At 46.2% G+C, this 24157-nt stretch carries 22 protein-coding genes; 9 read left to right on the forward strand and 13 right to left on the reverse strand.

The features are described from left to right. Positions 1–147: 147 nt before the first annotated feature. From QUA58_RS05840 to QUA58_RS05850, 3 genes are all read right to left on the reverse strand, one after another. A complete protein-coding gene (locus QUA58_RS05840) occupies positions 148–4392 on the reverse strand; it encodes a CHAT domain-containing protein (RefSeq protein WP_333393308.1) in 4245 nt (1414 codons plus the stop codon). Positions 4393–5232: 840 nt separating this feature from the next. After that, on the reverse strand, positions 5233–7002 hold the full coding sequence (locus QUA58_RS05845) for a DUF3352 domain-containing protein (RefSeq protein ID WP_333393309.1): 1770 nt from the start codon (positions 7000–7002) through the stop codon (positions 5233–5235). Between the two features lie 302 nt (positions 7003–7304). After that, positions 7305–8396: a hypothetical protein gene (locus QUA58_RS05850; RefSeq protein WP_333393310.1), complete on the reverse strand. Its 1092-nt coding sequence runs from the start codon at positions 8394–8396 to the stop codon at positions 7305–7307. A 25-nt stretch (positions 8397–8421) separates the two neighbouring features. Between QUA58_RS05850 and QUA58_RS05855 the strand changes: the two genes are divergently transcribed. Then, complete coding sequence (locus QUA58_RS05855; protein WP_333393311.1) at positions 8422–8628, forward strand: hypothetical protein; 207 nt, start codon at positions 8422–8424, stop codon at positions 8626–8628. 31 nt (positions 8629–8659) lie between these two features. Next, entirely contained in the window at positions 8660–9898 is a 1239-nt protein-coding gene (locus QUA58_RS05860) for an LL-diaminopimelate aminotransferase (RefSeq protein ID WP_333393312.1), read from the forward strand. 247 nt (positions 9899–10145) lie between these two features. Here the strand turns inward: QUA58_RS05860 and QUA58_RS05865 are convergent, their stop codons facing one another. From QUA58_RS05865 to QUA58_RS05875, 3 genes are read right to left on the reverse strand one after another with little or no spacing between them, the layout of a single operon-like run. Then, the gene (locus tag QUA58_RS05865; RefSeq protein WP_333393313.1) at positions 10146–11609 is read right to left on the reverse strand and encodes a class I SAM-dependent methyltransferase; all 1464 of its coding nucleotides are present in this window, start codon (positions 11607–11609) and stop codon (positions 10146–10148) included. Beyond that, on the reverse strand, positions 11606–12331 hold the full coding sequence (locus tag QUA58_RS05870; RefSeq protein WP_333393314.1) for a restriction endonuclease: 726 nt from the start codon (positions 12329–12331) through the stop codon (positions 11606–11608). Before QUA58_RS05870 ends, QUA58_RS05865 begins: the two co-directional genes overlap by 4 nt. A gap of 10 nt (positions 12332–12341) precedes the next feature. Beyond that, on the reverse strand, positions 12342–12584 hold the full coding sequence (locus tag QUA58_RS05875) for a helix-turn-helix transcriptional regulator (RefSeq protein WP_333042059.1): 243 nt from the start codon (positions 12582–12584) through the stop codon (positions 12342–12344). A gap of 131 nt (positions 12585–12715) precedes the next feature. Between QUA58_RS05875 and QUA58_RS05880 the strand changes: the two genes are divergently transcribed. Next, positions 12716–13063, forward strand: coding sequence for a hypothetical protein (locus QUA58_RS05880; RefSeq protein ID WP_333393315.1), 348 nt, complete (start codon positions 12716–12718; stop codon positions 13061–13063). A 166-nt stretch (positions 13064–13229) separates the two neighbouring features. Beyond that, positions 13230–13892, forward strand: coding sequence for a Uma2 family endonuclease (locus QUA58_RS05885; RefSeq protein WP_333393316.1), 663 nt, complete (start codon positions 13230–13232; stop codon positions 13890–13892). Positions 13893–13936: 44 nt separating this feature from the next. Here QUA58_RS05885 and cofH read toward each other — a convergent pair whose 3' ends face one another. Continuing rightward, the gene (cofH, locus tag QUA58_RS05890; protein WP_333249472.1) at positions 13937–15082 is read right to left on the reverse strand and encodes a 7,8-didemethyl-8-hydroxy-5-deazariboflavin synthase subunit CofH; all 1146 of its coding nucleotides are present in this window, start codon (positions 15080–15082) and stop codon (positions 13937–13939) included. A 139-nt stretch (positions 15083–15221) separates the two neighbouring features. Here cofH and QUA58_RS05895 point away from each other — a divergent pair, with 139 nt between their 5' ends. Together QUA58_RS05895 and QUA58_RS05900 are read left to right on the forward strand one after the other, a co-directional pair. After that, complete coding sequence (locus QUA58_RS05895) at positions 15222–16439, forward strand: glycosyltransferase (RefSeq protein WP_333249473.1); 1218 nt, start codon at positions 15222–15224, stop codon at positions 16437–16439. Positions 16440–16636: 197 nt separating this feature from the next. Further along, a complete protein-coding gene (locus QUA58_RS05900) occupies positions 16637–18433 on the forward strand; it encodes a glycosyltransferase family 39 protein (RefSeq protein ID WP_333393317.1) in 1797 nt (598 codons plus the stop codon). Positions 18434–18487: 54 nt separating this feature from the next. On the opposite strand, the gene QUA58_RS05905 is transcribed toward QUA58_RS05900, so the two are convergent. Further along, on the reverse strand, positions 18488–18898 hold the full coding sequence (locus QUA58_RS05905) for a hypothetical protein (protein WP_333249477.1): 411 nt from the start codon (positions 18896–18898) through the stop codon (positions 18488–18490). Positions 18899–19038: 140 nt separating this feature from the next. On the opposite strand from QUA58_RS05905, the gene QUA58_RS05910 reads away from it, so the two are divergent. Continuing rightward, positions 19039–19296 (forward strand): helix-turn-helix transcriptional regulator, encoded by a 258-nt coding sequence (locus QUA58_RS05910; RefSeq protein ID WP_333249479.1) that lies wholly within the window; start codon positions 19039–19041, stop codon positions 19294–19296. A 205-nt stretch (positions 19297–19501) separates the two neighbouring features. On the opposite strand, the gene QUA58_RS05915 is transcribed toward QUA58_RS05910, so the two are convergent. The 4 genes from QUA58_RS05915 to QUA58_RS05930 all read right to left on the reverse strand — a co-directional run bounded on the left by QUA58_RS05915 (position 19502) and on the right by QUA58_RS05930 (position 22903). Further along, entirely contained in the window at positions 19502–19882 is a 381-nt protein-coding gene (locus QUA58_RS05915) for an HNH endonuclease (RefSeq protein WP_333393318.1), read from the reverse strand. A 2-nt stretch (positions 19883–19884) separates the two neighbouring features. After that, a complete protein-coding gene (locus tag QUA58_RS05920) occupies positions 19885–20157 on the reverse strand; it encodes a hypothetical protein (protein ID WP_333393319.1) in 273 nt (90 codons plus the stop codon). 286 nt (positions 20158–20443) lie between these two features. Continuing rightward, entirely contained in the window at positions 20444–21049 is a 606-nt protein-coding gene (locus QUA58_RS05925) for a DUF3318 domain-containing protein (RefSeq protein WP_333249485.1), read from the reverse strand. Positions 21050–21331: 282 nt separating this feature from the next. Continuing rightward, on the reverse strand, positions 21332–22903 hold the full coding sequence (locus QUA58_RS05930) for a nucleoside transporter C-terminal domain-containing protein (protein WP_333249487.1): 1572 nt from the start codon (positions 22901–22903) through the stop codon (positions 21332–21334). A 220-nt stretch (positions 22904–23123) separates the two neighbouring features. On the opposite strand from QUA58_RS05930, the gene QUA58_RS05935 reads away from it, so the two are divergent. Beyond that, positions 23124–23414 carry a hypothetical protein gene (locus QUA58_RS05935; protein ID WP_333249489.1) on the forward strand — a complete coding sequence of 97 codons (291 nt, stop codon included), beginning with the start codon at positions 23124–23126 and terminating at the stop codon, positions 23412–23414. Positions 23415–23524: 110 nt separating this feature from the next. Here QUA58_RS05935 and QUA58_RS05940 read toward each other — a convergent pair whose 3' ends face one another. Continuing rightward, positions 23525–23719, reverse strand: a complete 195-nt coding sequence (locus QUA58_RS05940) for a hypothetical protein (RefSeq protein ID WP_333249491.1) — start codon at positions 23717–23719, stop codon at positions 23525–23527. Positions 23720–23913: 194 nt separating this feature from the next. On the opposite strand from QUA58_RS05940, the gene QUA58_RS05945 reads away from it, so the two are divergent. After that, positions 23914–24147 (forward strand): hypothetical protein, encoded by a 234-nt coding sequence (locus QUA58_RS05945; RefSeq protein ID WP_333249493.1) that lies wholly within the window; start codon positions 23914–23916, stop codon positions 24145–24147. The last annotated feature ends 10 nt before the right edge of the window (positions 24148–24157 follow it).

Raw genomic sequence — 24157 nt, forward strand, 5'->3', positions numbered from 1 at the left:
ATCAGATGATCGGCGGGCGTTGCTGGATGCAGGTATCAAACGATCGCCCGATCGCCGAATGATCGCTCTCAATTGTGATAAATTATACCCACATTGCCCAAAGCCCGATCGCACAGTCAAACAGTCGCTTAACTCAAACAAATCCGATCACCAAGGATTACCAATCATTCTAAAAGCAGACCAATAATAGGGATGAGAAAAATTGCGCGTCGCCGTGTTTGCCAATTCCGGAGGTAGCGGCACATTACCAACAGAAGTCCGCAACATCCCCCCTTCAATCTGCACATCTTGGCGCAACATCGCTAATTGCGCTTGCCGGAGTGCTTCTGCTTTAATCGGAGCAGTTTTTAACTGCCCGTAAAACTCCGCCATCAATCCTAAACTGCCCTCGTCGCTGACATACCAGAGAGTCGCCAAAGCCGATTTAACCCCTGCTTGCACGGCTAAGCCGCCAAAACCTAACTCCGCCTGTCGATCGCCCACAGCAGTCTTGCAAGCACTCAAAACTAACATTTCAACTTGCGGGCTGTGCCAATTCATTTGCCGCAACTGATCCAAACGCAATTTAGTATCCCACAACTGAATAAAGGATTCGCTAGGAGCTCCAGATCGAAATTCAGCGTGGGTAGCCAAGTGAATCATCCCAAAAGGCTGCTGCTGGCGCTGCGATTTCAAATTTGCCAGAGTGAAAGCTTCGTTCAAGAAAGACTTACCAGGCCACTCCTGCGGGGTAATTGTCGATACTTCTACCTCCACCGCAGGTAAAGGATTCATATCTGGAAATTGCGACGCGCCCATTGCCAAAACTTGAGTATTTTTGAAATTGGCGGGGCTGGTATCTGTCAAACTCAGACTCGGCATTGAGCCGACGCTGTAACGCTCTATCAGAAAGCCTTTGCCGTCGTGGAGTGCGGCCATTGGGATCGATCGCAACCCCATATCTGAGATAAAAGATAAATTCTGAATGCCTTTGGCTTGCAACTCTGCTTCGAGCGGCGCTACCATCCACTGGTAGAGCTGCTGAGCCAAGGGCAAATAACTTTTAGTGTTGCGCTTTACCGGATTAGTCAGTTCATCGCGAAATTTCCGAACAGCTTCCATTACCTGGGCGCGAGAGGTTCCAGGGATGCGCTGGCGAACGGGTACGCCTTCGGGGGTGATCACCATCAGTTCCAGTTCGTCAGAGGCTTGAATTTGCTGTTCTACGCGCAGCAACGGCGAACTGTTGTATGGTCGAGCAAGGGTAGAACCCTTGGGTACAAAGCTCATATAGACAAGAGCTGGTTTGATGCCTGTGGCTTTTTCGACACTGCGAAGGGTATTTTGGGCATCTTCTAGGGTGGCGATCGCATTTGTTGATGGCAAATTTAGGTAATCGACAAAATCACTGGTAAACCTCTCTTCTACTGGAAAAATAACGGTATTGAGGTTGGTTGGTAAGTTGGAAACGTAAATATTTGGGGAGGCGGGAGTTGAATTGCGCTGTTGTAAGGAATTAGATATCTGGTTTTGCTGTTGCAAGCTGGGGGAAAATAAAGGATTTGCGTTCCGAGGCCCGCTGACGGAGAGCACAGGAGCCAGAACCGGTGCGTTTGACGGCGCGAGATTTATTGGCGCCGCAGCAGGCACAACAGATATCTGGTTGGGTGAAACTGCTGGAGGCGTTACTGTTACTGGTGCAACTGTTTGATTTTGCACTGTCGGGGCGATCGGCAAATTTGAGACCGGTGCTGGATTTGGAGGAATTGTGGGTGCGGGTGGCACATTTGGTACCGGTGCTGGATTTTGACTAATTGTGGGTGCGGGTGGCACATTTGATACCGGTGCTGGATTTGGAGGAATTGTGGGTGCGGGTGGCACATTTGATACCGGTGCTGGATTTTGAGGAATTATGGGTGCGATCGGCAAATTTGATACTGGTGCTGGATTTTGAGGAATTGTCGGCGCTGGTGTCAAATTCGATACTGCTGCGGTAGGTTCAGTAATTGTCGGCGCTGGTGTCAAATTCGATACTGCTGCGGTAGGTTCAGTAATTGCCGGGGCTGGTGGCAAATTTGATACCGATGCTGGCGTCGGCGTCGGCGTTAGCGTTTGTGCAGGCGTAGGTGCAGGTGCAGGTGCAGGTGCAGGTGCAGGTGCAGGTGCAGGTGCAGGTGCAGGTGCAGGTGCAGGCGTCGGTGCAGGTGCAGGCGTCGGTGCAGGTGCGGGTGCAGGTGCAGGTGCAGGCGTCGGTGCAGGTGCAGGCGTCGGTGCAGGTGCGGGAGTTGGTGCGGGCGTTGGTGCTGGTGTTGGCGCTGGTGCTGGTGCTGGTGCGGGCGCAGGCGTCGGTGCAGGTGCGGGCGCAGGCGTCGGTGCAGGTGCGGGTGCAGGTGCGGGAGTTGGTGCGGGCGTTGGTGCTGGTGTTGGCGCTGGTGCTGGTGCTGGTGCTGGTGCTGGTGCTGGTGCTGGTGCGGGTGCAGGTGCTGGTGCAGGTGCGGGTGCGGGTGCAGGAGTTGGTGCGGGTGCAGGAGTTGGTGCAGGAGTTGGTGCGGGTGCAGGAGTTGGTGCGGGTGCGGGTGCAGGAGTTGGTGCGGGAGTTGGTGCGGGAGTTGGTGCGGGAGTTGGTGCGGGAGTTGGTGCAGGTGCGGGCGCAGGCGTCGGTGCAGGTGCGGGCGCAGGCGTCGGTGCAGGTGCGGGCGCAGGCGTCGGTGCAGGTGTTGGTGCGGGCGTACCCGATACTGAAGAAGCCGTAATGTTAATTCGCGTCGGCTCTACTATCTGAGGGCCTGGGCTGGAATAACCTCCAGATGCAATAACATTTTCCTTGTTCGCACCCCCAGTGGCAATGCTACCAGCAGTACCGTTCAAGCTGTTATAGTCGGGCCCGACGCCGAAAAGAGTGTTGGTGGCTTCGCCGCCGTGGCGAATGGTGATATCTCCACCATTAGCGCTACGAGTCGCAGCGGCGGAAATGCTGCAAGCTTGGGACAAGCAGTTGCTATCGTTTGTGAAAGTGCCTGTGGCTCGGAAATGACGGCCGGCTGTAATGTCAATATTTCCTCCGGCTGTTCTTCCTTCGGTGTTGATACGGGTTACTTCGATGTCGTTGCGGGCGTTGAGGGTGACTTGGCCACCTTGTTTTTCTTCGGAGTTGGCGTCTATGAACCCTGTTTGAATGCTGCTTGAGGGTGCTGCAATACTAACGTCTCCGGCGTTGCTGTTTTTGTCGATCGAGCTTGCGTTGATATTGCCTGTTTCTACTTTTCCTGTACGGCTGGTGACGGTGATGTTGCCGCCTGCGGTGGTGTCGGAGTCGGAGTTGATATCGACAGTGCTAATGTCGCCACTAGCTTCTAGGGCGATTCGGCCGCCTTGGGAACTTCTCAGGTTTCCGCTGGCTGCAATGCTGTTGGCTGCTTGAATGTCGATCGCCCGAGCGTTTGCATCTTTTAGCGCAACGTCCCCCGCAGCTACTACTCGGTTAGACGCCGTGAGTACCACTTCACCGCTGGCATTGACGCTGATGCCTGTAGCGTTTGTTTCACCGATGCCTGTGAGCAGTTCCGGCAAGGATGCGATCGGCAATGCCGAAGCTGTTACCGCTGTTCCACTGCTGCTGGTCGCTGAGGGCGGCTCGATTTCCAAACTTAGCAAATTGCCTCGCTGGCTGACGCGCACTAAATTTGTCCCGGAGACTGATGCTACGATAATTTGACCGTCTGGGGCCGAAAGGCTGCCTGTGCTGACAACGGTGCCGCCGAGCAAGGTTAAGTTCTGCCCTGACTTGACTGCTAAGTCTGCCGTGCTGATAATTGCCCCTGCTTGATCGGCCCCAAAAGCAAAGGAATTGGGCGCGCCTGTCAGAGATGTGTAGGTGTTAGTACCCACAGCGTTAAACGAGTTAGTACCAAATCCAATAGCGGTGGCGGTGGTTGCTGTGAAAGAAGCCGGCACGTTTAAGCTGGCACTGTTGCCAAATATGATGCCCGATGGATTCATCAGAAACAAGTTAGAATTGCCGCCTGTTACTTGAATTAAGCCGTTAATAATCGACGGGCTACCGCCGCCTATGCCCGCTAAAATGTTGCGAATGTTGGGGTTTGATATAAAGTTGGCAATCTGATTTTCCGACAAGCCGAATTCTGTAAAGCTGTGGAAAAGATTTTGTCGATCGCTCGATAATTGCCCGCCTTGAATATCGAAGCGAGTTTGCTGCCCAGGAGTTCCGCTTTGGGGTTCGCTAGTGACTGTTGTGTTCGTTCCCTCCGCCGCTGGAACAATAGTTTGACCTTGGGCTTTTGCTTGTAAAAAGTAAAGATTTATTAAGATAATTGGCAGAGAAAGTGCCAGTTTGCTTATTCTTTTTTTAGACAGACATCTCGCCTGTATTTGAATATTTTTGGCGGTTTCCATAGGTTTTTAAGGGGTAAAATATATACACAGAAATTAGGTAAAAAAACCTAGTTTCTCTGAAAATTTGGGGTTAAAGACTGTATATTGATGAAGCTACCGGGTTTCGGACTGCAAGTGCGTTCCAGACTCACTTTCCCAACTCACTGAGGAAAATTTCCCTGTAAAATTTGCCTCTGCATTTGCAATTCCCCGAGCGTATCTTCTGCACAATCTAAATATAACTCGCAATGCCTAGAATCTGTATCTTCCCGATGACATATAAAAAAAACTGGCTTTCCTAGACGCACTCCGACCCCTAGAAACCGTTTTTTTTACATTAGTGAGAGTTTGAAGGAAGTATGGCGGTTTAAAAAATCGGCTTCTGCGCCCAGAACTGACCGGTAAAAATCCACGTAAAAACTTTTTCCTTTCCTTTTATAAAGAACAAAAAAAGCCGGCTCTACAATTGCCGACCCTTAAAATTATGACAAAAATAAGAAGTGCTGGACGCAACGGGTACATAAAGTGTAAGGTGCGTCAGAAACGGTCGATTGCTTTTTCCTTCCTGGACGTAGAAACCGAGTTTTTTAACAAAAACACTTAGTTGCAGTCCAAGGCTTAAAAAACTCGGTTGCTTTGGTATTCCTAGACGCAGGGCTGCATAGAAACAGGGTTTTTTAACGAAAATAATTCGTTGCAGCACACAGAAACGATAAAAAACCCCGGTTTCTTTAGTGCGTATGCGTAAGTCTTGTTCTTGCTTCTTGCTTCTTGCTTCTGGCGGCTGCCTTTCGGTTTTAATTTGTTGCCCTGTTGCTGTTTAATGGGCTCTCCAGGCGGATTTGTTGAACTATTTAAGAGTTAGTTGGGAGAAGTTTGGACGGTGGGCGAGGGACTTGGTGAAGCAGGGCTCGGTGAAGCAGGGCGCGGTGAAGCAAGACTCCGTGAAGGATTTGCAGGAGGAGTGGATTGCGTGGATTTTTTGAGGCCGACAAAAGCGTCGTAACGGGTGGTACGATCGCCAATGACGGCCGCTGTAACGCCGATCGACCGCGTGGCGTCTATCCACATTTTTTGGTTGGGAGGAAACTCCGGCAAAGCTAGGTTTTTCGGGTTAAACGCACTCTCGGTGTCGATGAAGAAATTGCCATTGTGGGGTTGAAGTTGCGATCGTACAGTTTTCTGGAACAGTTCGCTGCTTAAAAGCGGACTTTTCGGTGCCGGAACGATCGCATCAACCACGGGAGCTCCTACCGTCATAAACGCTACATCGTTCATCCAACCGCGAGTTACCGTAATCCCTCCAAACGGCGATGTCCATTTAATCGCCGGTTTGCCGCCGACTTGAATTTCCTCCACTCTAAACCCTTTCATTTTCATCGTTTCATCAAGCTGTTTCAGGGATTTGTTGGCTGCGCCCCGGTTGTTTGTTTCCACCATAAATACAAATCCAGCAGCATATTTGTCTCTGGGATTCTGGGCGGGCGCGGGTATTAATGATAGAGAAAATTCTCCCGCCATCCAATTCATCAAGTCTTTATCTAAATCCATGCCGGTAGTGGATTTTAAACCTGTGCGTAAAACTTGGGGATTAATCGGGGAAATCGGGTTTGCCTCGGCTCCCAATACATAGTCTTGCCACAAACGCTGCAAGTTGCCGCCGGATACCATCATTATTGTATTGTTTGGCAGGCGGTTAACCATTTTTAGAGCATTGTTTTCTACTGCTATCCTTCTGGTAGAATCTGGTTTTAGCCAAGAGACTGATTTGAAGGCAATTCCTTCTACATCCAGCGTCGCTGTGGTGGCAAATCCCTGATTTTGTTGCAGTTTTTCGAGGCTTTCTGGCGAAATTTCACGGGCTGAGTTGGCGGCGGCATAGGCGGTGGCAACGGGCATATTGACGTAGATTTGACCGAAGGCGCCCGGACTTTTTATTTTGTCTATGGCGTCTGCATAGCCAGGGGTTTTGGCTAGGGAAGGTTCGCCTTTGTAGGTGTCGATTATTCTGTCTGTAGCGCTAGGATCTGTGGTGACTGCTAGATAGCTTGTGCCGAGTACCGCGACGGAGAAATTGCGATCGGGTACGCCTTGAGTTTCTGTGACTTGGACGCCTTTATAATTACGCTCAACTATTTTTCCTTGGCTCAGAGGTCTGGGTTTTGTTAATAATTCTTTGGCTTTGATCGGGTTGGCAATTGGCAGGATAATTGCCACTGACTGTTGAATTGGCGGAGATGGGGGCGTGTTGGGTGCCGGCGAGGGGGCTGGTATAGCTATTTTGTTGCGGAGAAAGGCTACCATTGCTGTGTTACCCACCCAGGGTTGAATGTCTTGCTGGTAGGCGTAGCCGTTGCTTGTGAGAAGGCGATCGCGCATTTCGCTTAAAAACCTTTCAAACGAAGCTTTGGACTCCGGCGTGCCAAACTCTCGCAGTCTATTCCACTGCGATTCATCGGTGCTGATGGATAGGGCCATCATCGTATCTTGCGGGACAACCGTTGCCCCCGCCGGCAAATCTTTGGCGGAGCCACGGGAAATGACGAGGTAGTAGGTGACAAAGCCTAAACCGATCAGAAGTGTGGCGGCTCCGATCGTAAACAGCAGGGAAGATTTATCTTTCTTAAACATTATTCGTAAGGTTCGGGTGCTCGCAACATCATAAATTATATTGGGGATTGGGCATGGAGCATCGGGCATGGGGCATCGGGCATGGGGCATGGGGCATTGGTAATTTGTTATTTTTTATTTCTTATTATAAAAATTACTAACAAGTAACCACTAACCAGTAATCACTATAGTCCTAGATACGGAAACCGCTTTTTTACTAAATAGTGCATTTTCGCCTTTAATACTGGTGAAAAACCCGGTTTATTTTGTATTTACGCGAATTTTTACACTATGCCCAATGCCCAATGCCCAATGCCCTAATGTTAGTTTCTAGCCTTAAAGTCTTTAAAGATAGTTTGAAACGAGTACATCAGTCGATGGACATCGTTTGTGGCTGTAGGAAAAATGTTGAGTTCCCATTTTTTGCGAGCAGTAGTTAGCAGTTTTGCTACGGGTTGGGAGTAACTGTTAGAAATGAAATAGCTGCCACCTTCGTAGCGAATATCTGACGCTAATCCGATAAAAGCACCAGCCATTTCTAGTTTAAGTTCTGAGGTGCAGTGCTGAGATTTTACTGCTAAAATTACTTGCGAGTGCCGGGGTTCGCGGTTGAGCAATCGGCAGATATTTGCTTCTTTTTGGTACAAAATTAAAACGTTGCAGTTGTGCAGAACTCCGGCTCTACCTTGGACTTTTACTCCTAGGTGAACTTCCAGGGCTGGTTTGTCGGGAAATTCCACAACAGCATGAGTGTATGGATGTGCAGTTCCGTGAATTTTTCCCGCTGTTTTTCTAAATGTTAAATATTTCGGTGTTTCGTCCTCTAAAACATTGTTATAATAAATATTCCCCCCTTCATTAGCAACTGCTTTTAGCAGAATAGTGAAGAGGTAAGTGTCAAAAATTCTGGCTTGTTCTGCAGCTGTATTAAATTCGGGATCGATCGAGCTTTTTAATTTGCTTTTAATTTCGGAATTTATGGCGTAGTTGCTGGGCTCAGAGGGCAGTTTTTCGAGTAAGTGCTTAAGGGCGATCGCCTGTTTGTGGCGGGGGGCTGTGACGCTGGAGGTAAACTCGATTGTTTTAGCAGTTTCGGCACCTGAATTCGCAAATGTAATTTTTGTGCCGAGGGGAGAGGTTTCTGATTCTACTTTCAAGAAATAAGCAATTTCGTCTTCCATTTCGGAAGTGTTCACAGTCGCTTGCTCGACAGCATCAATTAACAGCAAAAGTTGTTCTTTTGCGGTATAATCTTCTATCTTGAGCAGGGGTGTTTTTCTTTTGAGCGATCGCTCTTCAATTACTTTGCCTATCTCTACAGTATCCGCTACTTGTTGAACTACCCAACCCAAATTAAACTCATCCAGAATTGCCGCCAGTTCCTGATAGAGTTTGGCGTACTCGATCTCGTCCATAATTGTTTCTGCGCTGCACACTATTTTGATTATACAAGCAGATTTGATTTTTTGGTCAATGGCTGTTGAGCAAGTACGCAGATTGCCTGTAATGGCGGATTGGCAGAGTGTTCGAGTGTTCGAGTGGGGAAAATCTTTGTCTTGGCCCAACATCCATCCGTTACATCCGTTAAATCCCGTACACTGCTGGTTGCCGAACTTGCTGCTGCTTGAGAGAGACAATTGGGAGTAAGCTATTCTACGACATTTGTAGCGATCGAACTATGGCAACTATCAACGACAACTACCTCAAACTCAAAGCCGGCTACCTGTTTCCCGAGATTGGGCGCAGGGTGAAAGCCTTTGCAGAGGCGAATCCCGAAGCGCCCATCATCCGGCTGGGGATTGGCGACGTGACTGAACCACTACCGGAAGCTTGTCGGGAGGCGATGGTGAAGGCGGTGGAAGATATGGGCTCGCGGGATACCTTTAAAGGATACGGCCCGGAACAAGGTTATGAGTGGCTGCGGGAGAAAATTGCCGAGCACGATTTTAAGTCGCGGGGATGCGATGTTGATGCTTCGGAAATCTTTATTTCTGATGGTTCTAAGTGCGATTGTGGGAATATTCTCGATATCTTTGGCAACAATAACACGATCGCAGTTACCGATCCAGTTTATCCGGTGTATGTAGACACTAACGTGATGGCTGGACACACGGGAGATGCCAACGAAAATGGCGAATACGGCGGCTTAGTTTACCTGCCAATTACAGCGGAAAACAATTTTACTGCGGAAATACCCACCGACAAAAAAGTCGATTTAATTTACTTGTGTTTTCCGAATAACCCGACCGGGGCAACTGCAACTAAGGAACACTTGCAAGCTTGGGTAAATTATGCTAAAGCTAACGGTTCGATTATTTTCTTCGATGCGGCTTACGAAGCGTATATTACCGATCCGAGTTTACCGCATTCTATCTACGAAATTGAAGGGGCGCGGGATTGTGCGATCGAATTTCGTTCTTTTTCCAAAAATGCTGGTTTCACGGGTACTCGCTGTGCGCTGACAGTTGTACCGAAGACTTTGACTGGAAAAGCAGCAGATGGTTCCGATGTCGAAATTTGGAAGCTGTGGAACCGCCGCCAATCTACTAAGTTTAACGGAGTTTCTTACATCGTGCAGCGCGGTGCTGAGGCGGTTTATTCTGAGGCTGGCAAGGCACAGATTAAGGCTTTAGTCAATTTTTACATGGAAAATGCTGCGATTATTCGCGAGAAATTGACAGCGGCGGGAATCGAGGTTTTTGGTGGCGAAAATGCACCTTATGTGTGGGTGAAAACGCCTCACGGTTTGTCGAGTTGGGATTTCTTTCAGAAGTTGCTGGAAACTTGCAATGTGGTGGGAACTCCGGGTTCTGGTTTTGGTGCGGCGGGTGAGGGTTATTTCCGCATTTCGGCGTTTAACAGTCGGGAGAATGTGGAGGAAGCGATGAGACGAATTGTGGAGAAGTTTAAGGTGTAAAAAGGCGCGAGATAAGTCTTTTTGGGGCGGGTTCTTCGGCCCACCCCACAAGAAAATTGATCTCTTCTGGAACAGGCATCTTGCCTGTTCATGCAAATGCTGAAAAATGTGAGTTATAATCAGCTTACTGCCGAATTTTCAGGCAGCCACTCCACAAATTCCTCGAAGTTTACGAGCTTGGGTAAAGTTAGAGTTATAGGTTTTCAGAATTACTGATAATATAAATTATATCTCTATCCATCTGCGTTTATCTGTGTGCATCTGCGGTTACAAACTCCCAATCTGCCAGTAGTGCCAGATTCAGACAATTTAAAATACTGGATTTAATCGGGCGCTTTTCATCCCAAAATACGATCGCTGAATAAAAGTTAATCGCCGCCGGTGAATTCAAAAGCTCAAAAGTTTGACGCGCAACTCCCTCGTCGTCAAAGCCGAGAAAGTAAACAGTATCATCAAAAACCACAGGTTTATCAGCTATTTCACCGATCAACCTAAAATCCAGTTTTTTATAAAGCCCGCAAATCGCAATTTTCCAAAGTTTGAAGGTATAATCGCCAACTCCAAAAATCGAAAATCGAGGGTTGTTTTGATAAATTTTGCTTTTTCGATTATCTAAATATTGCCCGCAATCCTCCAGATAGCGCCCGGTTTTAGGAGCTATTTTTTTGATATTTTCAGTTGACTCCCCGATAAATTTTTGAGTAATGAGCATATATCGATCGGTAGCATTAATTCGATTTTGAGCAACACCAGAACCTTTGATTAGCGGAAACAGATAAGTGTCCTCAATATCGACAACTTCTCCGAATGTATTTACAAAATAATTGTCTATTTTGCGAAACTCCATCACGTTAGAACAGTCGTGCTTTACACCCGATCGCCATTTTGTCCCTGAATTCACAGCATATAAATTACTCAATTTACTGAAAGAATTTATATCCTTAACCAAGAGATTGTTGTGATATCCAATTCGGTGACAGTCTGAAGTTTCTAAACTGCTAAATACATCGCAGAAGTAGTTTCGCGAATGAGCATCAAATTTGCAGACTAACAAACAAGCATCAACATTTGCATCAAAATATTTTTTAGCATCTATTTTGTAAGTTGCACAGTCAGCGAGATTGAGTTTTTGAGAGTGAAGGTAATTCAATAACTTTCTAGCAGTCGAAGTCTTGCAAAGCATCGCTAGATCGGCATCGCGCTTTTGCAGCCATTGCACCGCCTGAATCAGCATCCATTCTGAGATATCGAAGTTACTCTTACCTGTGAGAGCATCTAAGCCACTGTGATTTTGAAAATTGTTTTTTTTAGGTAAATTTTCGCTACCAATAGTTCCTTGTTGCGAGTTGGTCACCCACGGAAAGTTGCCGAGTACAAGCAGTCGAGTGCTACATCGATCGACTAATGATTTCCAATCAAAATCAAAGAAATCTCCGTGCCAAATATCGCATCTCTCATCCTGAAATAATTGCTTATTTAGTCTGACTTCTTTTAAGTAATTTTGATTTATTTCAACCCCGATAATTTTGGCTGCGGATGGAAACGAACGTGCAGCAGCTTGAATAAAATTACCGATACCGCACGTCGGCTCAATTATGGTGCCAGGATTGACATTAAGTTCTACTAATTTTCGACATACCATCTCGGCTAATGCCGGCGGTGTCTGAAAATCGCCGTATTCTAGTTTGGTTTTGCGATTGTTAGAACTCATTGGTTAGATTTATAAACTGCGATAACACCTTCCTGTTGTCCGGCACGCTCAATGACCCTTCCATACTGAAGTCGCCATTGCAACGCATTAGAAATGGTCAAAAAACCTTGCAAGGGTGGGTTTCTCAGTATTTCGTCTGCAATGTTACCTGCTTCAATTTCGTCAACAGGTAGATTTTTGTCAAACATGAAAGCAAGCAAATCATCTTTATTGCCTTCGTTATCTAAAATATAGCGAATTCCACGGGTCATTTGAAAATCTGCTGTTCTTTCGGCACTAACGTAAATTGTATGCAAAATATTCAGCGTTGCAGTTCGGATGGTACTGTTGTCTGTCTTTTCGTAAACAAAGATAATCAGTGAATATCCCAGCCCAAAAATCTTTTGCCTTGCAGATTTGAAAGGACATGACGACTGCGGTTGCCTAACACTTGTTACCTTCACGTCAACCAATATCCCTGGGAAATCGATGCCGCTTGCTGAATTGCCATCTATAAATTCATATTGCTGCTTGAGATAGAGTCTGAACTTTTGCTCCAAATATGTTCCAACAGCCTTTCCGTCTGTGATTCCGTAAAGCAGAGGTTCCGGGTGTTGAGACTCGGCTGCTGAAAATATTGCCGCCTCAGAACAAAGAATTTCTACGGTCAGAGTTGTCATTTTGATGAACCACCACATTTTTAAGTGGCTGAGAAGGTAAACAGTATCATTATTATTTGCCACTCTTAATATTCTATCGATCGCCCTCGCTGGGAAAACCAAATTGGTCTGGTAATTCATCGGAAGTAATTTGCAAAATCTTTAACAACTTCTTGTATTGAACAGGCGTTAGCTTCGGTACAGATCGCCCGGATTCCCAGTTCCTTACCGTCGCTTCCGTAACTCCAAGTGCTTCTGCTAGCTGCTTTTGAGTCAAAAACCGCTGAACTCTCAGTCGCATTAGGGGCGATCGCTCGGCTCTTTCTGAGATTTCCATAGGCTATTTGTTACTTTATGTTAAATAATGCACGCTTTTATTAAATACGTTGACGTATACCGTTATTTGATTTACGCTTGTAGCAAGAGAGATTAGACAGCACCAGAACCGCAACTTGTGGTGTAGGGGAATTGCTGTCTTTTCTTCAACTTGTTATTGTACGCGGTTTTACCGTTACAAAGCATCAAACCTATCCAAAATTATTAGTCAAAGCTATGTTGCAAGATTCATCATCGAACCAAACATCGCCCAATGTTTTAACCAACCAAACCTTTGAGGGCGATCGCGAAGCAGTCCGTCACGTCATCATCGGTTCGCCGCTGGGGGTACGGCGAACTATCCACCAACTGCACGCATTGCGCTACGAGGAAGCTGTTCGTTGGACTCATCCGATCGCCATTCCCGACAATCGCATCATTATTACACCCGATCGGGGAGAAATCATGAGCCTGTTAGTCAAATTAATCCGGCTGCAATGAAGTCATAAATGTGCGATCGACCTTTCTAGAATTGAGCCAAAAGTGCGATCGCGAATCTCTTCTCGTTGCCCGTGCTAAACTCAACAGATATATCCAAAAACTCTTGTGGGGTAGGCATCTTGCCTGCCCTTGGCACAAACTTAACAACTAGCTCCCAATTCAGCTTATGATTGTTATCACTCCCGTCCTAAAACCCGTTAGCCAAATAACGCTTTCTCCCGGTAGTGTCGTAACTATTCCCAATATAAGTTGGCTGGAATTCGAGTCGATTTTGCAGGAATTAGGGGAAAAACGAAGAACCAGAATTGCCTACAGCAACAGTACCTTAGAAATCATGGTTCCCTTACTAGATCGGGAAATTCCGAAAGATTTAATTTCCGATATTGTAAAACATTTACTGAAGTCTGCGGGCAGAAGATATGAACCCTTTGGTTCTACTACTTTTAAACGGAAAGGTGCAGCAGGAGTTGAACCTGATGCTTGCTTTTATATTCTAAATTATCAGCGGATGATTAATCGCCGCCGACTTTTACCGGACGATCCGCCGCCCGATTTGGCAATTGAGACGGATGTTACTTCTAAAACTAAGATCGATGCCTATAAAATTATTGGAGTTCCAGAAGTCTGGGTTTACGACAGCGGCAGACTTCGCATTTATTTGCTGCAAGATGGAGAGTATGTAGAATCGGATATTAGTCCGAATTTTCCAGAAATCGCGATCGCACAACTTATCCCCACTGCGGTAGAACGTGCTTTACAGGTGGGAAGTTGTCAAGCGCTAGAAGAATTTGAAAGTGCGATCCTCTCCGAGGGCTTCGCTAACGGCTAAACTGGCAGGATGCGTTACGCGCTTGGCGTTTCGCATCCAAAAAACTACACAATTACTGCCAATTTGTCAACCCCCAAATGTCGATAAATTGTATCTCTTTGCTGATAATCCCGCCCCAAAGAACGAATCGCATTTTGCAAATCTTCCACAGACTGACAACTGCCGCCAACTGCACCGGCCATTGTAGTAATGTGCTCTTCCATCAAAGTGCCGCCGATATCGTTGCAGCCCCATTTCAGGGCTTCTGTAGCTCCATCTAAACCTAATTTTACCCAGCTTGGCTGGTGATTGGAAATCAAATTTCCCAAAAAGATTCTAGATACAGCAGTGAGCAACAATGTATCTGCTAAAATCGGTTGGTCGCGGCCGACTCGACTGCGTAAAGGAGCCGGTGCATCCTGTCCGACAAAGGGCAGTAAAATGAATTCTGTGATGCGCGCTGGATAGTTATTGTTAATTGCAGTTTGTTGGAGCGATCGCACTTTTTCTAAATGCAAAACCTGCTGAGAGGCAGTCTCAATATGCCCGCAAAGCATCGTGCTAGTTGTCGGCAAACCCAGACGGTGAGCCGTTCCCACAATTTCTAACCAAGTTGCAGAATCTAGTTTTTCCGGGCAAATTATCCTCCGCACCGCATCGTCGAGAACTTCCGCCGCAGTTCCCGGCATCGAACCAACTCCCGCATCTTGCAAAGCTGAAATTACATAGCTGAAACTCAGATTATCTTGTCGGGCAATAAATTCTATTTCTTGTGGCGAAAAAGCGTGCAAGTGCAACTGCGGAAACTTATCTTTAATAGTTTTTACCAATTGCAGATAATAAGGCAAAGATGCGCCGCCCTGTTTAGCTTGAAGATTTAAGCCACCCTGCATACAAATTTCTGTCGCATCCCGTCGCACTGCATCAGTTGCCTTCTCCTGAATTTGGGCTGCATCTAACCAAAAAGCACCTTCATCTCCGTCGTCGCGGCGGAACGCACAAAAACTGCAATGCTGCTCGCAAATGTTGGTAAAATTAATATTGCGATTTATAACATAGGTAACAGTATCCCCTGATTGTCGGCGGCGGAGCAAGTCAGCGGTTGCTTGAATTTGGGCGATCGCCTCTGGATCTCTTTGCTGCAAAAGTACCAATGCCTCGGCGGTAGAGATGTTATAACCTTGTAAAGCGCGATCGAGAATTGCATCCACAGTTTTACTTTGTACTCATTTATACCATGACTGCCTAGAATTAAGGCGTTTTTAGATCTTAACAAATCAATCATAGAGGAACGATCTGCTAAAATCTCAAGTCTTACAAAAACATCTTTTAGTTTGTGACACTTAAATTATGGGCATCAACCAAACAAATCATCTGTTGCCAGTGCCTTCTGGGCCTTTGCAAATTCCTGCTGTACCGACTTTCGCTTCAACTTTTACAGACGCAGATACAGCGCCCATTTATTTTTCCCTCGTCATTCCCACCTATAACGAGTGCAAGAATGTCAAGAGTATTGTGGAACAATTGAGCCAATTGCTTGATGGCATGATTCCTGGCAACTACGAGTTAATTGTAGTCGATGACGACAGCCCCGATCGCACCTGGGAAGTTGCCCTGTCCCTGACACCAGAATATCCGCAATTGCGCGTGATGCGCCGCTCAGACGAGCGGGGACTTTCTACCGCCGTAATTCGCGGGTGGCAAGCCTCTAGGGGCGAGGTTTTGGGGGTGATCGATGCCGACTTGCAGCATCCGCCGGAGACACTATTGCAGCTTTTAGCAGAAATTCAGCGGGGAGCCGATTTGGCCGCTGCGAGCCGCCACGTTGACGAGGGCGGGGTGAGCGACTGGAGCGTTGTCAGGCGATTTTTGTCGCGGGGAGCTCAAACAGTCGGATTGATTGTACTGCCGGGAGTGGTGGGCCGAGTTTCCGATCCGATGAGCGGCTATTTTATGGTGCGCCGCAGTTGCATTGCCGGCAAAACGCTAAATCCTGCGGGTTACAAAATTTTGATTGAAGTCCTCGGGAGGGGAAACATCCGCTGGATTGGAGAAGTTGGTTACGTGTTTCAGGAGCGGAAGGAAGGCGAGAGCAAAGTTACTGGAAAACAGTATATTGAGTATTTGCGGCATTTGCTCATATTGCGGTTTGCCCGCTGGCCGATGGGTAAGTTTCTGCGGTTTGGCCTTGTGGGTTTCAGCGGCGTATTTGTGAATATGGCGGTTTTGTACGTGCTGCGCGAAATATTCAATTTGGAGCTGACTCGCAGTCTGATTCTTGCTGCTGAATTGGCAATTATCAGTAACTTTTTTTGGAATGATTTGTGGACTTTTGGGGATATTTCTAAGCGGCAGCCGGGAATGAAGCAGCGCTTGAAACGGCTGTTGAAGTTTAATACAATTTGCTTGATGGGTTTGATTTTGAATGTGCTTCTGGTTAATGTGATGTTTAATATTTTGGGGATGAATGAATATTTAGCGACTTTAATTGCGATCGCAGTCGTGACTCTGTGGAATTTCTGGATCAATATGAAGCTGAGCTGGCGGGTGACGGAAGTTGACAGTTGACAGTTGACAGTTGACAGTTGACAGTTGACAGTTGACAGTTGACAGTTGGCAGTTGGCAGTTGGCAGTTGGCAGTTGGCAGTTGGCAGTTGGCAGGGAGGGTTTTAAACAGTTGATAGTTAACAACTAGCAACTAGCAACTATCAACTGTAAACTGTCAATTATCAACTATAATAACTGTTCTTGCCAAGACCTTTGAATGACTGAATTGATGATTAAGAACAAACAACTGTTGTTGCTCTTGCTGTGGATGGCGATCGCCCTAATGCTGCGTTTTGCCAATTTGGACTCGAAACCGCTGTGGACAGACGAGTTTTCGACTCTGGTGTTTAGTTTGGGCAACAGTTTTCGCGGGATGCCGATCGATCGCGCGATCGATCTTTCTACATTATTACAACCGCTACAATTGCGCCCCGATGCTGACACCGCCGACGTGCTCCGCAATTTGCTGCTAGAAAGCAACCATCCACCTGTATATTTTATACTCGCTCATTGGTGGATGCGGTTGTTTGGGGTTTCTGAGGATAGTTTAGTTTGGATTGGGCGATCGCTCCCGGCGTTATTAGGCGTAATTTCAGTTCCAGCTATCTACCTTTTAGGCAAATTTGCATTCAATTCTCGTTTAGTTGGTCAATGTGCGGCCGCAATGATGGCAGTTTCTCCCTACGGCATTTATCTCGCTCAAGAAGCCCGCCATTATACGTTAGGAATCTTATTAGTTATTGCCTCTCTTTTTTGCTTGACCTTAGCTGCCAAAAAACTGCAACAGCGCGCTCCGCTGCCTATTTGGGCGCTGCTGCTTTGGATATTTTTTAACTGTTTGGGAATTGCTTCTCACTACTTTTTTGTGCTGACTTTGTGTGCTGAAACCATCGCCTTAATTGCTGTAATTTGGCTACAATTTAATCAGAAATTGGCAACTTCAAATAATCAGCATCCGAATATTTGGCAATTTCAAATTATCTGGCGGCTTGTCGCAGTAGCCCTGGGGACTTTAGCTGGCGGTTTAGTTTGGTTGCCGATATTTTTGTCAAATAAATACGGCAGCGAACTAACTAATTGGATTGTCAGTGGCGATCGCACTTTTGTAGATTGGATCGCGCCGATTTTCCAAGCCTTAGCGGGATGGATTACTGTCGTGTCGCTGCTGCCGGTGGAATCGCCAAATTTGGCCGTAGTGGCTGTATCGGCGATCGGCATGGCAATATTTTTTATCTGGGCGCTTCCCATCCTGTTTGACGCTATAAAAAACACCTGGAAAGCCACCGAGACTCGTTTAGGTACTGTTATTTTTGGCGGATTTGCGATCGGAGCAATTTTCCTATTTTTCAGCTTTGCATACATTCTAGGAATTGACCTAACTCGCGGCCCTCGATACAATTTTGTCTACTTTCCGGGAGTCATATTACTATTAGGAGTAACCTTAGCATTTATTTATGACACACCTACAACAAAAACTCGATGGTTTAATTTACCTGCTGTGGAAATTGCTGGCAAAAAAGCAGTTATGCTAATTTTAGCAATGGGTTTTGTGAGCAGTGTAACAGTAAATTCCAATCTCGGCTATCGCAAATATTACAAACCAGATCTGTTAATTCCGATTATCCGCGAAGTCTCGAAAGTTCCCGTCTTAATTGCTACTACTCAAAAGACTCATGTAGAAATAGGAGAGTTGATGGGAATAGGATTGGAATGGGAAAGAAGTAAGAAGGAAGAAGTAAGAAGGAAGAAGGAAGAAGGAAGAGGCAAGAAGGAAGAAGTTAAAGCGTTTGATTCTCCACAGTTTCTTTTCGTTAAGCAGAGAAGGGATGCGCCGGAAATTGTGGCGGGGATACTTTACAAGACACTAAATCAATTGGAACGTCCGCTAGATTTGTGGTTGGTAAATTTTCGCGCACCTGTCAATTTAGCAGCACAAAATTGTCAGTTTGAATCTCGCGATTTACCTGGTGTGGATGGGTATGAATATCAAGTTTATCATTGTTCTCGGTTATAGGTAAGGGGCAACCACGGGGGAATTGCCCCTACAAAGGCGGGAACTAGACCGTGATTAAGAGTCGGCAGCAAAATATTTAATTAAGACGCTCATCACTTCACCAGAATTTTGAGTGGGGACAAGGGGACTCCAGTCAGAAACGCAGGCGAAATTATTGCAGTGCAAAGAATGAATGATGCGGGAAACAGCAGGACGAGAACTGATAAGGAAGATTTTTAGGAGTTCTCGGTTAACTGAAGTTGGCAAGTTTGGTTCCTTAGCAGGGGGCCCAATGAGTTCGGTGGTTGGACTTTCGGCGCCAATCTCGAAAGCAAGTATTAATTCGGTATTGGGTAGCAGTTGCCGGATGACTTTCAAGGAAGATTCTGCTTCGCTGCGGCTGCGAAATTGTCCGACGGGTAAGCGCTGAAAGTTCGGCAGCAATCGGTAAATAATCCAGGAATTCGTAGTTTCTGGGGTGTTCATGGCTGTATTCTGAATTGGGTATGTTTGCCCATAGGAATCTGACAGAATTGCACCTTTGATTTTTAGTGCAGTCTGTTTTGGCTATGGCTGTGCCATTAAAACGCTTAAATTAAGCGCTTAAATTAGATACTTAATATAATATGGTAAAAAAAAGGCAACGTCAACGGCAACCAGAAAATGAGTTGCCTTTTCGGAGACTGCGGGAGGATGCTAATTTCAGCCAAGAAGAGTTGGCTGTGCTGATGGGGGTGTCGGCTTCATCGGTGCGACGATGGGAAAAGGGAGATGAACCTACGATGACTGTTCGCCAAATGAGGGATTTTTGCCGTTTGGTGGGGGTATCTTTTGATGAGTTGCCGGATTATCTCAGTCGGTGGGTAGATGAGGAGGAGTCATAGGAGGTCGATCGGGCGATCGCGCTTTCGCTTAAAATAAGTGTATTAGCCAAGCTTTCGGCAGGAATCGAGCTTTAATTTCAGTACAAATTTCTAGGCAGAAGTAGCCGCTCAAAGTTTGAGTAACTCTCAGTATGCTCAACTTTCTGATTGAATTAAATCGCCAGCAAGAGGATGTCGTTTTATAGCTTTGTCAGCGGCCCGAATATTAAGCACTCTCTCGATTCAAGACTAATGCTGTAACTGTACCTCGTCCAATTCGAGTCAAACCAACTATTGATAATCCATCCGCAGACCAAATAAAATGTTCGTTCCAACTATCTTGTCTGGGATTAAACAAGGGTACTTCTACATCTGACTGAGCATCTACCGCTGTAGTTTTATCAGATTTCTTGCGGTTGCAGTGAAAGCAAGCTAGTGCCAAATTGTCAATATCATTAGTCCCATTTTTAGTCAAGGGAATGATGTGTTCGATAGTAAACTCTACGTACTGCCATTTTTCGGAGGCATGACAATATTCGCACAGACAGTTTGCTCTCTGGCGAACTTGATTTTGGATATTTTCAGGGATTTGACGGCGAGGGGACATTTCTATGCAGTAGGTTGAATCTGGTTGAAGAAAAGATTGCGGACAGTCCGATTGACAAAACTGAGGTAATCGTCGATTTCTTCGTAAAGATTTAGTTCTTGTTCTTCGTCAGGATTGAGGGGTAAAGTTTGTTGTTTGTCTAACAGTTCTTCTATGCGATTTTTGATGGTTGTGGAGGCTCTAAACATGGGTATGCCTTCCACTAATTCAATGCGAATAGCTCCTTCTATGGGTAGAGTATCGCGCAGGTTTTCCAGTTGTGGTAGGATTAGCATAGTTGTGGATTTTATGGGTTTCCCTCTTGATTATATCAATAATTCTCAAGGGTAACTCAACCGATCGCACTTTCGATTAAAATAAGTACGTTACCGAAGCTGATTAAGACGATGAAAGTGCAAGTTTTGTCTGTTTAACCTGCGACCTAAGCAATTAATCGAGAAACTCGTCAAAGGGCGATCGCGATCGTTGAGAAATTACCAGAAGCTATGCTGGATGAGGCAGTTAAGTTTCTGGAATCTTTGTCTATCAAGGCTAATTTGGTAGAGTAGCGATGTTTTTATTTCAATCTTTTCTAACACTATCGGGCACACCCACGGCCGAAATACCCGATATCGCCCTTAAATTCTGACACCGAATCAACCCGTTAAAATCCAAACTGTGCCCTTCAATTTGCGCCACAGCTTCGATCGCACCCAGCAGATGTCCGGCCGCCTCAGCTTCACTGTAACCACGCCTTCCCGCGACTCTAATCGCCGTTTCATCAGCATCTAACTCTACTTGGGAACTGCGGTTGTCGCGCCAAATTCGAGTCATCGCCAGTCCCGTCAAACCGCCCGCGATCGCAATTCCGATCGCATCTCCCTGCAACAATTCTACAACAGTCCCGACAATTCCCGCTAGAGCCGCACCTTGATAAATATCCGGTTTAAACCACTTAAAATTGCACAGAAAACTTACATTCCTTAATATCAGTAAATCCCGCTGTGGCTTAGATAGCAGCCGCCACAAATCAAAATTAATATAAATCGGGCGAGATTGATTCCAAGGTAAAGGAAAATCGCAATCAATTACCGTAGATTGTTGAGGCTTATTAATAATTTTACACGTCATGCGCCCGGAGGCGGGCATCACATCTAACAGACGGCGAATTTCTGGTTCTGGGTTCATATTTTTTGGGGATAATTGATAATTGCATCTGCCTAAAAAACAATCCTATCTGTCAGGGACTCGTAGGGGCGGGTTAACCAACAATATTTAACTCTCATCAATAATCTACAGAAACCCGCCCCCACACAACCAATAAACTACATCAACCTTGATTTCGATCGAATACGAAAATATAACTGTTAGTATGCGGGGATTTACTGTTGGGTGAGGGCGGGTTTTAGAGATTGTCAATTATTGACAAATACTGTTGGTTAACCCGCCCCTACGAGTGCTTAGAAGATATTAAGGGCTTTTCTTGGATTCAGATTTGGGAGATTCTTGATCTCTGGGAGCAGCTTTTTCGGTATTAGCCGAAGGCTTCGGACTGGCAATTTCTGGAGCAACTGACGGTTTTGAATTCGCGCTTGCGGGGGATTGTTTCGGAGAATCAGGGGCTGTTAGCGGGGCAGCAGGGGCTGTCTTAGCGCCTAAAATGCTGGCGTCTCCGGTGTCGAATGTGCCGGCGATGCAAGCGATCATCATTGTCGCTAAGGTGCCGACAAATAATGCTTTCCAACCGAGTTCGGAAATGTCTTTACGGCGGGATGGAATTAGGGCGATTGTGCCGCCGACAAATATGCCGACGGAGGCTAAGTGGGCGAAGCCGGAAAGGGCGTAACTGACAATCAAAACTGTACGATCGCTCACCAGTCCTTTTGCCGATGCTTCTGCTAAACTTTGATAGGGCGGAATGGCTGTTTCTAATAGCCTGCGACCGATGATTACTGATGCTTGCCAAGAGTCGTCAATGGAGACTCCTGTTAATAGCGTCAGGGGATAAAATAAAAATCCCATAATGTTGGCTAAGGTGACTATTTTGAAAAAGCCACCAATTGGGCCTGGCAAAATTGCCAGCCAACCAAAGAATTGATTGATTAAGGAAACTAAGCCTAAGATTAAAATCAAAACAGCGGCAATTGCCACTGCCATTTTTACGCCGTCCAATGCACCAATTATCGCTGCATCCAAAGGGCTGACTCGTTCGATGGGTTCTCCCCCAACAGTCTCTTGTTTGAATTCTTCGCGCTCCATGTCTGAAATTTCTTCTCCCACAAACTCGCGGCCTTTGGGCTTTGGTTCTTCCTTGGGAATACCGCCCATTGTCAAAGGCACGCCTGTTTCCGGTACTAAGATTTTGGATAAAACAAAACAAGCGGGAATGGCGATAATTGAAGCTGAAACTAAGTGTCCTAAAATATTGGGAAAAACTGGCTTGAGAAAACTTACGTAAATTGCTAAAGTTGAAGAAGCGGCCGTCCCAAAACAGCAAGAGAGGATTGCACAAAGTTCGGAACGAGTCATTTGTGGCAAATAAGGCTTGACGACAATTGCCGCTTCAATTCCTACGAAGATATTAGCAGCGCCACTGAGGGCTTCTGCGCCGCTCAACCGCATTGTCATATAAAAGATTTTGGCAAAAACTTCGGTGACAATTTGAATTACGCCGATGTTGTATAGCAAGGCCATGAGGCCAGAAAAAAAGATGACTGTCGGTAAAGCTCGAAAGGCGAAAATATATCCTAAATTAACTGCCGGCTCTTTACCAGGTATTGGTACAATATTGCTGCCGAATACAAACCTCGCTCCAGCGTCAGCAGCGGTGAATACTCCATCCAGTAAGCTAGTAAACCACTCTAGGGCGATGCGAGTTGGGGGGAACAGGAATACTAAAAATCCTAGGATTAATTGCAGGCCAATGCCCCAGATGATGACGCGCCAAGGTATATACCGAACTTGGCGGTTTTCTGAGAAAATCCAGGCGATCGCACATAAGCCAAAAATGCCCAGAAACGAGATAAGATTGTAGATAGACATGAGCCTAGTCCTTGAAATAGTTGAGAATGCCGATCGACGGCTTGCACCACATCAGTTATACTATTCATCTGACGGCAAATGCTAAAAAAAATAAGGGGCAGATGAATTACGCACTCAACAGCGTATTTATGTCATTGCTTAGGTGATTCCGAACTCTGCGGATCTTGAGCAACCCTTGATTTGCCGTAATTACCAGCAGTTTAGATAGAAACTCTAACACATGGAAGCTTTTGCTCCACATCCTCCTGAATGGACTGCAACGGCGGTTCACGCTAATGAGTTTTGCTGTCCCAAGTGCGGCGCTAACTGCACGGATGCGGCTGAGGTCTGGATTAATCGCCGATCGCCAGTATACACCGAGTTCAACCGTCGCAAGTGGCAAGAATTTTACCGCTGCCAGTGCGATTGCGTGTGGTGGGCCTGGAGTAACGATAGGCCTCTTTCTGAACTTGTACGTCGTGATCAGAGTTCGGATGACGGCCCGGATGACAGCCCGGATGATGATTTTTAGAACCGTGACAGAATTTTCGCTTTTCGCTTTGCGATTTTTTTATTTAAAATTAGGGTAAGGTGCGCGGCCTAGCGCACCTTACGTTTAGATAAGTTATCGCCCCTTCTCAACTAATTGAGTACGTCAAGTATTCCCTTGACTACGCCTTCCATGACTCTTTCAATTAAGCTCAATTCATTTTCGCCGATCGACTCATTTAACAGCATTGACTGAATTCGCTGTCTGTCATCGCGAGTCAGTTCGCCTGACGAAAATATCTGCTCAACTATTTGTTCCGTTAGAAATGGGAAAGTTGGAGTTTGCATGGTTGGTCTCTAAAAGCATCAATATTTTGTTTTTAACTTCATTAGAGGAGCCAGTTATTGTATGGGTTTTTACTTTCCCACCCAATCCGTGCTCCAATCATAGGACTCTGGGGGCATTTTGTCAATACACTGGTTACAGATCAATACAAAATTTGCGTTGTATTTCCCACATTCTGGCAACGGGTGGTTTTGGAGTGCGATCAACCCCCGGCGGTGGCGGTGTTCGATCGACCTTTTTAAGTTTATGGGTACTTTCGCGGAACATTACTGCTCAAAAAAAATCTCAAGTACAAGAGATTAGAATTGGTAATGGGGAATTGGTAATAGACAATGGGGAATTGGCTTTTCTGACTTCCCTCAGACTAATGACAGGAGCATCCAATTTTCCTTTCAGGAGTGTTCGCCCTGGATATCTCGAAGCGATCTAGGTAAGCGAGC

Origin of the sequence: Microcoleus sp. N9_A1 (assembly GCF_036701795.1) — a bacterium.
Lineage (GTDB): Bacteria > Cyanobacteriota > Cyanobacteriia > Cyanobacteriales > Microcoleaceae > Microcoleus.